Below are 12950 nucleotides of genomic sequence, written 5' to 3' on the forward strand. Positions count from 1 at the left end.
CGTGCGATTGATGTCGGTATCCGGTGGTCAGCCGTGGAGCGGCTTGCCGGCCAGCGCGAGGTGCGCTTCGCCGAGGGACTCGTTCTGCGTCGGGTGGGCGTGGATGAACTGGGCAACGTCCTCGGGGTACGCCTCCCAGTTGACGATGAGCTGCGCCTCGCCGATCTGCTCGCCCATGCGCGCGCCGATCATGTGGACGCCAACCACGGGGCCGTCCTTCTGGCGCACGACCTTGACGATGCCCGAAGTGCCGAGGATCGAGCTCTTGCCGTTGCCGGCGAGGTTGTACTCCTGCGTCTGTACCTGGTCGTCGCCGAACTTGGCCTTGGCGCCCTTCTCGGTGTAGCCGACGGTCGCGATCTCGGGATCGCAGAACGTCACCTTCGGGATGTTGACGTCCTCGACGACGATCGGGTTCTGGCCTGCGATCTCTTCCGCCACGAAGATGCCCTGCTGGAAGCCGCGGTGCGCGAGCTGGACGCCCGGGACGATGTCGCCGACGGCGTAGATGTTGCCGACGCCAGTGTGGAGGCGCTCGTTCGTGATGACGAAGCCGCGGTCAATCGTGACGCCCTGCTCCTCGTAGCCGAGGTTGGCGGTCACAGGGCCGCGGCCCACCGCGACGAGGAGGAGCTCGGCCTCAAACGTCTTGCCGTCCACGAGCGTGACCTTGACGCCGTTCTCGTCCTGCTCGACGCCCTGGAAGAAGGTGCCCGTGTTGAACTTGATGCCGCGCTTCTTGAACGCGCGCTCGAGCTGCTTGACGATCGCGTCGTCCTCATTCGGGACGAGCGAGGGGAGGCCCTCGACGATCGTCACGTCGACGCCGAAGGACTTCCAGACCGAGGCGAACTCGACACCGATCACGCCCCCGCCGAGCACGATGGCGGACTTCGGGATGTAGTCGAGCTCAAGCGCCTGGTCGGACGTGATGACGCGGCCGCCGATCTCGAGGCCCGGCAGCGAGCGCGAGTAGGAACCCGTCGCGAGGATGATGTTCTTGCCCTTGTAGGCGGTGCCGTCAACCGTGACGGTGTCCCGGGCGGTGAGGCGGCCTTCGCCCTCGATGACCGTGATGCCCTTGGACTTGATGAGGCCCGTGAGGCCCTTGAACTTGCCCGCGACGACGCCGTTCTTGTACGCGTTGACCGCGTTGATGTCGATGCTCTCGAGGCTCACGTTGATGCCGTACTTCGCGGAGTCGCGCGCGTGGTCCGCAAGCTCCGCCGCGTGCAGGAGGGCCTTCGTGGGGATGCAGCCGTTGTGCAGGCACGTCCCGCCGAGCTTGCCCTTCTCGACTAGCCCGACGCTGAGGCCGAACTGGACGGCGCGCAGCGCCGCGGCATAGCCGCCACTGCCAGCTCCGAGGACCAAGATGTCGAATTCCTGCGCAGTAGGCTGGTCGGCCACGTGACGCTCCCTCGCATTGAAGGACGGCGATAAGCCGTCGTAGGTGACGATGTGCCGCCAGCCGGTACGCTGGCAGGCCCGGTATCAGGGCAACCCTATCTCCCTGACGGACTATGCTCCACCTTCCCACCGCCGTTTGTCTCTGCGTTGTGGCAAGGCTCACGCTGCTCTGCAGGTTTCGCACAGTGGAGTTATGTTCTCATATTCCGAAATAGGCGCGGTCTTGGGTCGGAGTTGTGACGTGAGGAATCCCGGCATGCAGCGAGGGACGCCCCGCGGGACGTCCCTCGTTGAGCCACAGCCGGCGATCGCTTAGTTTGCCTCGGCCCCGACGCTTTCGAGGTAGCGCACGAGCGTGCGCACCATGGCGCCCGTGCCGAGCTTCGGCGTGTGGCCGTACGCCGAACCCGTGTTGTACGAGGGGCCAGCGATGTCGATGTGGGCCCACGGAATCGGGGAGCCGTCCGGGCGGGCGCCCACGAACTCGCGCAGGAAGATGCCCGCCGTGAGCATGCCGCCGGGCTTGTCCCCGACGTTCGCGATGTCCGCGACGGGGGAGTCGAGCCCGGCCCTGAGCTCATCGGGAAGCGGCATGGCCCACGCGGCCTCGCCCTCGTCGTCGGCCGCGGCCTTGAGGCCATCGGTGACGGTCGAATCACCCATGAGGCCAGCGGTGCGCGTGCCGAGCGCGATGATCGCCGCGCCCGTGAGCGTCGCGATGTCGATGACGACGTCAGGGTTCTCCTCGCTGGCCGCGGCGAGGCCGTCCGCCATGACGAGCCGGCCCTCGGCGTCGGTGTTGAGCACCTCGACGCTCGTCCCGCCGCGCGTCACGATGATGTCGGAGGGCCGCTGGGCGCTCCCCGACGGCATGTTCTCGGCGATGCACAGCCAGCCCGTGACCTTCGCCTTGAGCCCAAGCCGCGAGGCCGCCAGGACGGTCGAGAGGACGGAGGCGGCGCCCGCCATGTCGCTCTTCATCTCGTCCATCTTGGCGGCGGGCTTGATCGAGATGCCGCCGGTGTCGAACGTGATGCCCTTGCCCACGAGGTGCACCGACGGTGCCTTCGAGGACTGCGAGGGCGTGTACTCGACCTTCACGAGGCGGGGGAGCCGCGAGCTGCCCTGGCCGACCGCGAGGATGCCGCCGAAGCCGTCCTTCTCAAGGCGCTTCTCGTCCCACACCGTGATCTTGACCGACGTGCTCTTGGCGAGCTCCTTGGCCGCGTCGGCGAACGACGCCGGGAACAGCTGGCTCGGAGGCATGTTGACCAGCGTCCGGGTCGTGTTCACCGCTTGGCCAACGACCGTGGCGCGCGTGAGGGCGGCCTCCGCGGCGGCGCTTCCCGCGAGCGGGGTGAGGACGACGACGCGTTCGACGTTCGCTTTCGAGGCCTCCGCGGACCGCGCGCGGTGCTCGGTGTACGAATACGCTCCGAGGGTGGCGCCCTCGGCTACCGCCGAGACGTCACCAGAGGTCAGGGCAGGGAAGGCCAAGATGACGGTGCGGAGGCCCGCGAGCTGGCGGACGGCGGATCCGGCCGCACGGCGGAGCTGTTCGTGCGAGGGCGCGTCGCCGCCGTCGACCTTCCCTACGCCCGCGAGGGCGATGACCTGGGTGTTCAACTCCGGCACGCCCGGAAGGCGGAGCAGCTGATCCGGCGCGCCAGTGGCCCCGAGCATCGCGAGCGTCCCCTGCACGGCCTCTGCGTTTTTCGCGCTCAGCGGGCTGTCGAGGAGCACGGGGCCATCGGCTCCCTGGGCGACTCCGATGACGACGGCGTCACTGCGTGTCTTGCGGAGGTCCCGCGCGACGGCACTCAGAGATGCTTCGGCGTTGATGAACACGGGATGGTGCCTCGATTCTTCTGGGCGTCAGGTGCGTTCGGGCCGGTCGGGCGCCTGATGGCCCGGGGCGGCCCCGGACTTCCGATCGTAGCCGGTGGTGGAATGATGGAGGGTCGAAAGCCGTTGACATGGGTGTCGTGATCACGGAGTCACGCCTCGCGACGGGCGCATCCGCCGCGGTCCCCGCGCGGCGGACGCACGATGGACTTTCGGTCGAACGTTGTGTCGACTCTTATAAGGGAGCGAAACCCATGGACTTTGCCCGGAAAGGGCCCCTTCAGGACCCTGCCGGCCTCTACTCGGCGGCTCAGGAGCTGCTCGACGACCCCGCACTCAAGGGGTTGCCGATGCTCATGGGCTTCACGGGCTTCGCCGACGCGGGCCATGCGGTCGAACAGATCACTGCCGAGCTCCTGCGCTCGGGCGAGCCGCGCACGGTTGTCGAATTCGACGTCGACGCGCTCCTCGACTACCGCGCGCGTCGCCCGCGGATCACGTTCAACGAGGACCATCTGGAGGACTACACCCCGCTTCGGCTCGCGCTCTACGCGCTCGACGACGGCCTCGGCCAGCCGTATCTGCTCTTGGCCGGCCCCGAGCCCGACTTCCAGTGGGAGCGGTTCGCGCGCGCCGTCGTCGGCCTCGTCGAGCAGCTCGACGTTCGCCTCGTCCTGTGGACCCATTCGATCCCGATGCCCGTTCCGCACACGCGCCCGCTCGGGGTCACAGTGCACGGCAACCGGCCGGAGCTCGTCGAAGGGATCTCGCGGTGGAAGCCCGTGGTGAGCGTCCCTGCCGCAATCGGGCATCTCCTCGAGCTCCGCCTCGTCGAGTCGGGGCGCGGCGTGGCAGGCTTCGTGGTGCACACGCCCCACTATCTTGCCGAGGCCGAATACCCGGGTTCCGCTGTGGCGGCCCTCGAGCACCTTGGCGCGGCCGCGTCGCTCATGCTGCCCACCGACAGGCTGCGCGAGGCTGGCCGCGAGACCGAGCGTCAGATCGCCGAGCAGGTGTCATCCTCGGAGGAAGTCCGCGAGCTCGTCGAGGGCCTCGAGGCACGGTTCGATGAGCGCAGCGCCGACGCGCCGCGCCGGTCGCTGCTCGCCGCCATGAGTGGCGAGCTCCCCGACGCCGAGGTTCTCGGCGCGGCGGTCGAGGCGTACCTCGCCACCCAGGAGGGCCCGCTCGAGCCCGGCGCGGACGACGACGCGGCGTCACCCGGGGGGCCGATCTCACCGTCCGACTAGGATCGGACGCGTGAATAGCTGGCGCGCGTGGACTGTCTGGGGGATCGGGGTCTTCGCGTACCTCGTGGCTGTGATGCAGAGGACGTCGTTCGGCGTCGTGGGCCTCGAGGCGACCGATCGCTTCCACGCCGGCGGGGCGGTGCTGTCCGCCTTCACGGTGCTCCAGCTCGTCGTGTACGCGTCGCTGCAGATCCCGGTCGGCATGCTCGTGGACCGCTTCGGATCGCGCGTCATGGTCGCTATTGGGGCTGTCTTCATGGCGCTCGGCCAGCTCCAGATGTCCGTGGCCGAATCCGTGGTGACGGGGATCATCGGCCGCATGCTCGTCGGGATGGGCGACGCCATGACGTTCGTCTCGGTGTTGAGGCTCGTACCGTTGTGGTTCAACGCCAAGCGCACCCCGCTCCTGACCCAGCTCACGGGCATGCTCGGGATGCTCGGCCAGCTCATCAGCGTCATCCCGTTCCTCGCGCTCCTCCACGCCCGCGGCTGGACCACCGGCTTCCTCTCACTTGCCTCGATGTCCGTCCTCGTCGTGGTGCTCGTGCTCGCGTTCCTACGGAACGCGCCTGCGGGGGCCGCGAAGCCTGCCGAGGGTGCACCCGAAGGGACGCGCGCCGTGCTTGCCGCGGCGTGGCGGCAACCGGGGACGCGTCTGGGCCTGTGGAGCCACTTCACGGTCCAGTTCAGCGGCAATGTGTTCGCGCTCGCGTGGGGATTCCCGTTCATGGTGGCCGGCGAGGGCTACCCGTCGGCGACGGCCGCGGGACTCATGTCCTTCTTCGTGGTCGTGGCCCTCTTTGCGGGACCGCCGATGGGCCGATTTGTGTCGAGACATCCGCTGCGCCGCTCGACGCTGGTCCTCATCATCACGGGTCTTACCGCGCTGGTGTGGGCCGTCGTGCTGATCTGGCCCGGGCAGGCACCGCTCTGGCTGCTCGTGCTGCTCGTGGCCATCCTCGCGATCGGCGGGCCGAGCTCGATGATCGGCTTCGACTTCGCGCGCACGTTCAACCCCTCGCACCGGCTCGGGACTGCCACGGGGATCGTGAACTCGGGCGGATTCGTCGCCGCGCTGGTGACGATGTTCCTCATCGGCTACCTCCTGGATGTCCAGCACGGCTTGGGGCTCTCGCCCGCGGGCCTCTACTCCCTCGATGCCTTCCGGGTGGCTCTCGCCGCGCAGCTCGTGATCATGGCGTTCGGCTCCGCGATGATCCTCGGGGTTCGGCGCAAGGTGCGCCGTCAGCTCGCCGCGAGCGGAGTGCCCGTTCCGCCGCTCCGTGAGGCCCTGCGCGACGCGTGGGCGGACGTACGCTCGCGGCGCTCCAACGGGCGCTGATTCTTCGTCCCCAGAACCCGCCTCGGCGTGTTGTCCACATGGCGGCCCCGACGCGCCCGCGGCGGGCCGCGGGCGGGCAGAGTGGCCGCATGGACGAGACAGAGCGCGACCACGAACGGCCGGATTCACGCGAGCGGCCCGATCCCGGTCAGCAGCCCGCGGAGCTGATCATCCGTGAGCCCGAGGACCTTCTGGGCTACATTCCCCACTCAATGGGCGAGTGGCCCACCGAAAGCCTCGTGGCCGTCACGGTCGGGTCGGGAACCGTCGGCGTCACGGTGCGCGTGGATCTGCCGCCGCCAGGCGAACGCGATCTCGCGGCGTACGCCGAGGCGGTCCGCGGCTATCTCGCGACCGACCCCTTGGCGGACGGGGCCGTGCTGGTGGTCTACACGGCGCAGCCGTGGAGTGAGGTAGCCGAGCCTCCGCGGCATGCCCTCGTGACCGAGCTGCAGTCGGCCCTCGCGGAATCGGGGCTGCCCGTCCTCGACGCGTGGCTCGTGGGCGAGCGCCATTGGCGCAGTATGTTGTGCCGCCGTTCCTTATGCTGCCCGTGGCCGGGCGAGCGTCTCGAGACGATCGCCGCGAGCCGCCTCGGCACCGAACTCGTGTTCCGGGGGAGTACGTACGAGGGCGCCGCAGGCGGTCCGCCGCGAGCGATCGGGCCGCGCGCTGGGTGTGCGACCCGCCCGGCGTCGGGCGCGTCGAAGCCCGCCGAGCGATACCGCCTCAGTCCGCGGTCTTGGTGGGACCCGCGCGAGTTCGCGGCCGCGCTCGCCGCGTGGGATGACACGCTCGGCGACCCCCGACCGCCGGGCTCCGAGCGTCTCAGCCTGCTCGCGGCATCGCTCGCACGGCCCGCGCTCCGCGATGCGGTGATCGTGGCGGCCGCCCTGAGTGGACGCGCAGCATGGCGCGGGACGCTAGTGCTGGGCGGTCTGAACCGCGGCGCAGACGACGGCGGAGGCGTCGCGGAAGCGGCCGAGACACCCAACGACTTCGAGGGGCGTGGGGAGCTTCCCGAGTTGCCCGGCGGCCTGCCGGCCGCAGAGGTCCGTCGGGTTGTTGCGGAATGGGCCGAGCCGCCCGCGGCCAGCGACACGGAGGCCGAAGAAGAGGCATCCCTTGCGTTCGGTGGCGTCCTTCTGGGGAACACGAGCGAGGCACCCGGCTGGGATCGCATCGCCCGCCTTGAGCGGGTGGTCCGGACGTTGGCCGCGACGGAGGAACCGGAGGTGCGCGCCCCTGCGCTTGCCATACTCGGCTGGATCTACTGGGTGCGGGGTCGAGGGGCGAAGGCGCTTGGTTTCCTGCGCCGAGCTCTCAGCGCCGCCCCGGGCTATCGCTTCGCCGAACTATTCCTCCGCGTGGTCGAAAGCGGGGAGCTCGCCGAGTGGGCGCGGCGCCCCGAAACAGCGTGGAGGAGGCTGAGCGACGTCGCATAGCGCCCCTCCGGGTGGCGAATGCCGCTGTCTCACGGGACTCGTGCGACAATGGACGCCAGACCCGGTCGGGTCCGAGCATCGGAAGCCGTGAATCGTTCCTCTCGAATTCTGTGAATTCGGGAACGAATCCGGTGGCCGAGGGGTTGTTACATAAGACCCTTCGGCCCGAATCGCGCGCTGCGCGAAGCACGGACTTGACAGGGTCATAGTGGTGTTGCCCCCTTGGCGACTCCAGCACAGCGGCAGGAAGGTGATCGTGACGCCCCCCACGGAGAAGGAAACGGCTCAGAAGGCCACGGTGGAGACCGAAGTGCCGAAGGCTGCGTCCAGCAAGCGAGCGGCTTCAGGCTCGCGCTCCAAGACTTCGGCTGCGACCAAGTCCAAGACGACGGTGCGCAAGTCCGTGACCGCGGAGCCGGTGGTCGCCAAGGCGGCGGCGAAGGGCAAGGACGCGGAGGTGGCCACCAAGTCTGACGACCTCGAGGCCGAGTCCCCGGATCTGGACACGGTGACTCCGGCTGACGACGAGCTCGCGGCCGAGCCCGAGGTCGAGGAGGAAGCCGAGACCAAGGAGCGCACTGGTAGCTCGGCGGCCATGGTCATCTCCGATGCTGACGAGGACGACGCTCCGGTTCAGCAGGTCACGTCTGCGGGCGCCACTGCTGACCCGGTCAAGGACTACCTCAAGCAGATCGGCAAGGTCGCCCTGCTCAACGCGGAACAGGAGGTCGATCTCGCCCTGCGGATCGAGGCCGGCCTGTTCGCGAAGCACAAGCTCGACGAGGCCGGCTCGACCTACGACGCCCAGTTCCGGCATGACCTCGAGCGGATCGTCCACGACGGCGAGCGCGCAAAGAATCACCTCCTCGAGGCGAACCTCCGCCTCGTGGTCTCGCTCGCCAAGCGCTACACGGGCCGCGGCATGCTCTTCCTCGACCTGATTCAGGAAGGCAACCTCGGCCTCATCCGAGCGGTCGAGAAGTTCGATTACACGAAGGGCTTCAAGTTCTCCACGTACGCGACGTGGTGGATCCGACAGGCCATCACGCGCGCCATGGCGGACCAGGCCCGAACCATCCGCATTCCCGTGCACATGGTCGAGGTCATCAACAAGCTCGCCCGCGTCCAGAGGCAGATGCTGCAGGACCTGGGCCGCGAGCCCACCCCGGAAGAGCTCGCCAAGGAGCTCGACATGACGCCGGAGAAGGTCGTGGAGGTGCAGAAGTACGGCCGCGAGCCGATCTCACTGCACACCCCGCTCGGCGAGGACGGCGACTCCGAGTTCGGCGACCTCATCGAGGACTCCGAGGCCGTTGTGCCGGCCGACGCCGTGAGCTTCACGCTCCTCCAGGAGCAGCTGCACTCGGTCCTCGACACGCTCTCCGAGCGCGAGGCCGGGGTCGTCGCAATGCGGTTCGGGCTGACCGACGGGCAGCCCAAGACGCTCGATGAGATCGGTAAGGTCTATGGCGTGACGCGCGAGCGGATCCGCCAGATAGAGTCCAAGACGATGTCGAAGCTGCGCCACCCGTCGCGCTCCCAGGTGCTGCGCGACTACCTCGACTAGAGACCGCGCCTTCAATCAGGCGCAGCCTGATGAGGCGCCTCACGGCGAAGCGCCGGGGCCACGCGGTTCAACCGCGAGACTCCGGCGCTTCGCCGTTGCGCGGCCTTCTACGTCACTGGCCGAAGCCGAACGGCGGGGTCAGGCCCGTGTAGTCGCCCACAACCTTGGCGTCATAGGGCGCAAACAGGCCGACCGTGGTCGTGGTCGGGCTGTACCCGGACACGTTGAGCAGCCCCTCCTGGCGCACGATCGCACCGGCCGGATTGATCTCGATCACGCGGTTGTTGAACTGATCGCTGATCAGGGTGTTCCCGGTTGCGAGGCGCACGGCCCGCGTCGGCAGGGGAGCGCGGTTGCTGCCCTTCTGGAGGTCGGTGGTGTAGCTGAAGACGACCTCGCCGGCCATGGTCACCTCGATGACCCGGTTGTTGTTCGAGTCCGTGATGAGAGTGTTCCCGTTGGCGAGCCGGCTGGCGAACGCCGCCCCGCTCAGCAGCTCGCGACGCGGCTTCTCGGGGTACTGCCACACGATGTCGTGCTGACGGTTTACCTCGATGACCCGGTTGTTGTTCTCATCCGAGATGAGGATGTTCCCGTTGGCGAGCAGCTCGGCGCTGTTCGGGTTGTTGAGCTGATCGAATCCGGTCCCCGTGACACCGGTCATGCCGTACTGCCACACGATGCCTTTGGCCTGGTTGACTTCGATGATGCGCTCGTTGGCCTGGTCGGTGATGAGGACGTCCGTATTGGGCAGCCACGTCGATTGGACCGGCGTATTGAGCTCATTCGGACCCGAGCCCGTGACCCCGAACTGCCCGTACTGCCAGACGATCTGCCCGGACCGGTTGACCAGAATCACCCTGTTGTCTGGGCAGCCCTGGGGGCACTCGGGCACTGTGCTCGGTGGCGTGCCGGTGCCTGCCATGAGAGTGAAGGACCCCACTCGTTGGGCGTCGTTCGTGCCGATGATCGACTGGGCCGAGAAGTCGTTGGGGCCGAGGCCGAACTGCCACACGATCTGATGGGCGGCGTTGACCTCGATGACGCGATTGTTGAACTGGTCGGCGATCAGGAGGTCGCCGGGCTGATTGAACGAGGAGGAACTGGCTGCGGATCCCGCCGTCGCGAGGCCTTGGGCAACGGCCGGAGCGGCCACTCCGACCGCGAGGACGAGGACCGAGAGGCTTGCCGCCGAGAGCCAACGGCGGAGCCGGCCAGTGCGGGCCAGTGCGTTGAACATCGGGTTGTCCTTTCCGAGGGCGGCCGGACCGCCAGGCAGGGAAGAGGGGCAGCAACCGGCCAGACGTCTCTATCGTCGCCCCTGTCCGCCCAGATAACTCACGCTCCGTGCAGAGAAGTTCCGAGAAACGCGGAAGGGCCCGGACACCCATCGGTGTCCGGGCCCCTCCGGGGGCTGTTCGGGTGAGGAACCGCAAGCGGCGCTCGGCAAGGAGCCTCGCGGTCCGGTCGGTCAGTCCTCCGGGAGTGCGGCCTTCTCGCTCAGGCGTGCCGTCTCGTCGTGCCAATGCGATGCCTTGGGGCGCAGCGTCGTCTCGATGGCCCGCGCGTGGTGCGCGCAGAACATGAGCTCCCCACCAGAGGCCTCGAGGACCACTCGGACATAGGCCTGGGCGCCGCAGCGGTCGCAACGGTCGACAGCGGTCAGTGTGCGATCTGCAAGGGCTGAAGTCATCGTGGCCTCCTTAACGTGTACCGGGCGCTTCCTCGGTTCACCCCATCTAACACCTGTTCCCCCAGCGACCCATCCCGCAAAACGGCATCTTTCGCTGGAGGCGTATCACTCTTCCATAACGCGACCCGTCCCAGACAGGGCCATCGGTCCCGATTAGGCCACTGACCGAGTGGCGGAAAAGGAATGTCCTCGAGGCCGACTACGCTGTGGAGTTGGTGCGTGCCTCATCCGCGCCGCAAGTTCTCGTTCCGAAGGAGCCCCCCGAGCGTGACCCCGAGCTCTGAATACACCGCCAGGCACCTGTCCGTCCTCGAAGGGCTCGAGGCCGTCCGCAAGCGCCCCGGCATGTACATCGGCTCGACGGATTCGCGCGGGCTCATGCACTGCCTCTGGGAGATCATCGACAACTCCGTCGACGAGGCCCTGGCTGGCTTTGGCCGGGACATCATGGTCATCCTGCACCCGGACGGCTCGGTCGAGGTCCACGACGACGGGCGCGGCATCCCCGTCGACGTGGAGCCAAAGACGGGCCTCACCGGCGTCGAGGTCGTCTTCACGAAACTTCACGCGGGCGGCAAGTTCGGCGGCGGCTCCTACACGGCGTCAGGTGGCCTCCACGGTGTCGGCGCGTCGGTGGTCAATGCGCTTTCCGCGCGCCTCGACGTGCAGGTGGACCGCGGCGGAAAGACATACCAGATGTCGTTCCGTCGTGGCGAGCCCGGGCGCTTCGCCGATCCGGGTTCCCGCGTGAGCCCCGACGCTCAATTCGAGGCGTTCGTCGACGATTCCGTGCTGGACGTCGTCGGCAAGGCCAAGCGCGGGGTAACGGGCACGCGGATCCGCTACTGGGCGGATCGCCAGATCTTCACTCCGGACGCGAAGTTCTCCTACGACGAGCTCGTGGGCCGCGCTCGGCAGACCTCGTTCCTGATTCCGGGCCTCAAGATCACGGTGCGCGACGAGCGCCGCCTCGCGGGCACTCCGGGGGAGGCCGGGCCCCATGAGGAGGTCTTCCACCACGACGGCGGGATCTCCGAGTTCGCGGACTATCTGGCCATCGATGCGCCCGTGACGGACACGTGGCGGCTCCACGGCTCGGGAACGTTCAAGGAGACGGTGCCGGTCCTCGACGACAAGGGCCACAGCCGCATCGCCGAGGTCGATCGCGACTGCGAGGTCGACCTCGCGCTCCGGTGGGGCGTGGGCTACGACACCACGGTCCGGACGTTCGTCAACATCATCGCGACGCCCAAGGGCGGCACGCATCAGGCCGGCTTCGAGGCCGCGCTGCTCAAGGTCTTCCGCAAGGCCGTCGAGGCCAACGCGCGCAAGCTCAAGGCGGGCAACGACAAGATCGAGAAGGACGACGTCATGGCCGGCATCACTGCCGTTCTCACCGTCCGCCTCGCGGAACCGCAGTTCGAGGGCCAGACGAAGGAAGTCCTCGGCACCCCCGCGGTCCGACAGATCGTCGCCCGGGTCGTCGAGAAGGAGCTCTCCGCCAAGCTCAACTCGACGGCACGGGCGGACCGGAACCAGAGTTCCGTGCTCCTCGAGAAGGTGGTCAACGAGATGAAGTCCCGCGTCACGGCGCGGCTTCACAAGGAGACCCAGCGGCGCAAGACGGCGCTCGAGACCTCGACGCTCCCGGCCAAGCTCATCGACTGCCGCACGGACGACGTGACCCGCTCCGAGCTCTTCATCGTCGAGGGCGATTCCGCCCTCGGCACGGCCCGGCACGCCCGCTCGTCCGAGTTCCAGGCCCTCCTGCCCATCCGCGGCAAGATCCTCAACGTGCAGAAGGCCTCGGTCGGGGACATGCTCTCCAACGCCGAGTGCGCTGCGCTCATTCAGGTGGTCGGCGCGGGCTCGGGCCGAAGCTTCGACCTCGCGTCGGCGCGCTACGGGCGCGTGATCCTCATGACGGACGCCGATGTGGATGGCGCCCACATCCGCACGCTCCTGCTCACGCTGTTCTTCCGCTACATGCGGCCCATGATCGAGGACGGTCGCGTGTACGCGGCCGTCCCGCCGCTGCACCGTGTCGAGGTCATCAACCCGGGCAGCAAGGCGAACGAGATGGTCTACACGTACTCCGAGAGCCAGCTCCACGTGCTGCTCAAGCGTCTCGAGGCCGACGGCCGGCGTTACAAGGAGCCGATCCAGCGTTACAAGGGCCTCGGTGAGATGGACGCCGACCAGCTCGCGGAGACGACCATGGACCCGCGCCACCGCAGCCTGCGCCGCGTCACGATCGAGAGCGCGCAGCGGGCCGAGGAGGTCTTCGAGCTGCTCATGGGCTCCGACGTGGCGCCGCGCAAGGACTTCATCGTGACCGGAAGCTCGAGCCTCGATCGCGAGCGCATCGACGCGTAGCCGCGAAGCGATGGGGGAGACC

Annotated in this window: 9 protein-coding genes; 5 read left to right on the plus strand and 4 right to left on the minus strand. The window is 68.2% G+C overall.

Features of this window, described 5'->3' with window-relative positions; translation table 11 throughout:
* Window positions 1-27: 27 nt before the first annotated feature.
* Both lpdA and ACOKR1_RS09415 read right to left on the minus strand, forming a co-directional pair.
* A complete protein-coding gene (gene lpdA, locus ACOKR1_RS09410) occupies window positions 28-1410 on the minus strand; it encodes a dihydrolipoyl dehydrogenase (RefSeq protein ID WP_422936384.1) in 1383 nt (460 codons plus the stop codon).
* Between the two features lie 312 nt (window positions 1411-1722).
* Window positions 1723-3258, minus strand: coding sequence for a leucyl aminopeptidase (locus ACOKR1_RS09415; protein WP_422936385.1), 1536 nt, complete (start codon window positions 3256-3258; stop codon window positions 1723-1725).
* A 251-nt stretch (window positions 3259-3509) separates the two neighbouring features.
* Between ACOKR1_RS09415 and ACOKR1_RS09420 the strand changes: the two genes are divergently transcribed.
* The 4 genes from ACOKR1_RS09420 to ACOKR1_RS09435 all read left to right on the plus strand — a co-directional run bounded on the left by ACOKR1_RS09420 (window position 3510) and on the right by ACOKR1_RS09435 (window position 8859).
* Window positions 3510-4505 carry a proteasome assembly chaperone family protein gene (locus ACOKR1_RS09420; protein WP_422936386.1) on the plus strand — a complete coding sequence of 332 codons (996 nt, stop codon included), beginning with the start codon at window positions 3510-3512 and terminating at the stop codon, window positions 4503-4505.
* A gap of 10 nt (window positions 4506-4515) precedes the next feature.
* A complete protein-coding gene (locus ACOKR1_RS09425; protein ID WP_422936387.1) occupies window positions 4516-5847 on the plus strand; it encodes an MFS transporter in 1332 nt (443 codons plus the stop codon).
* An 89-nt stretch (window positions 5848-5936) separates the two neighbouring features.
* Window positions 5937-7292 (plus strand): DUF4192 domain-containing protein, encoded by a 1356-nt coding sequence (locus ACOKR1_RS09430; RefSeq protein ID WP_422936388.1) that lies wholly within the window; start codon window positions 5937-5939, stop codon window positions 7290-7292.
* A gap of 256 nt (window positions 7293-7548) precedes the next feature.
* Window positions 7549-8859, plus strand: a complete 1311-nt coding sequence (locus ACOKR1_RS09435; protein ID WP_422936389.1) for an RNA polymerase sigma factor — start codon at window positions 7549-7551, stop codon at window positions 8857-8859.
* A gap of 112 nt (window positions 8860-8971) precedes the next feature.
* Here ACOKR1_RS09435 and ACOKR1_RS09440 read toward each other — a convergent pair whose 3' ends face one another.
* Both ACOKR1_RS09440 and ACOKR1_RS09445 read right to left on the minus strand, forming a co-directional pair.
* The gene (locus ACOKR1_RS09440) at window positions 8972-10099 is read right to left on the minus strand and encodes a hypothetical protein (RefSeq protein ID WP_422936390.1); all 1128 of its coding nucleotides are present in this window, start codon (window positions 10097-10099) and stop codon (window positions 8972-8974) included.
* Between the two features lie 231 nt (window positions 10100-10330).
* Window positions 10331-10552 (minus strand): DUF7455 domain-containing protein, encoded by a 222-nt coding sequence (locus tag ACOKR1_RS09445; protein ID WP_415855146.1) that lies wholly within the window; start codon window positions 10550-10552, stop codon window positions 10331-10333.
* A gap of 267 nt (window positions 10553-10819) precedes the next feature.
* Here ACOKR1_RS09445 and ACOKR1_RS09450 point away from each other — a divergent pair, with 267 nt between their 5' ends.
* Window positions 10820-12928 carry a DNA gyrase/topoisomerase IV subunit B gene (locus ACOKR1_RS09450; RefSeq protein WP_422936391.1) on the plus strand — a complete coding sequence of 703 codons (2109 nt, stop codon included), beginning with the start codon at window positions 10820-10822 and terminating at the stop codon, window positions 12926-12928.
* Window positions 12929-12950: the final 22 nt, after the last annotated feature.

This window comes from Sinomonas sp. P47F7 (assembly GCF_049332655.1).
Taxonomy (GTDB): domain Bacteria; phylum Actinomycetota; class Actinomycetes; order Actinomycetales; family Micrococcaceae; genus Sinomonas.

Coding starts and splice junctions, on each gene's coding strand:
- ACOKR1_RS09420 (WP_422936386.1), top strand. CDS start 3,510: ATGGACTTTGCCCGGAAAGGGCCCCTTCAGGACCCTGCCGGCCTCTAC.
- ACOKR1_RS09430 (WP_422936388.1), top strand. CDS start 5,937: ATGGACGAGACAGAGCGCGACCACGAACGGCCGGATTCACGCGAGCGG.
- ACOKR1_RS09440 (WP_422936390.1), bottom strand. CDS start 10,099: ATGTTCAACGCACTGGCCCGCACTGGCCGGCTCCGCCGTTGGCTCTCG.
- ACOKR1_RS09445 (WP_415855146.1), bottom strand. CDS start 10,552: ATGACTTCAGCCCTTGCAGATCGCACACTGACCGCTGTCGACCGTTGC.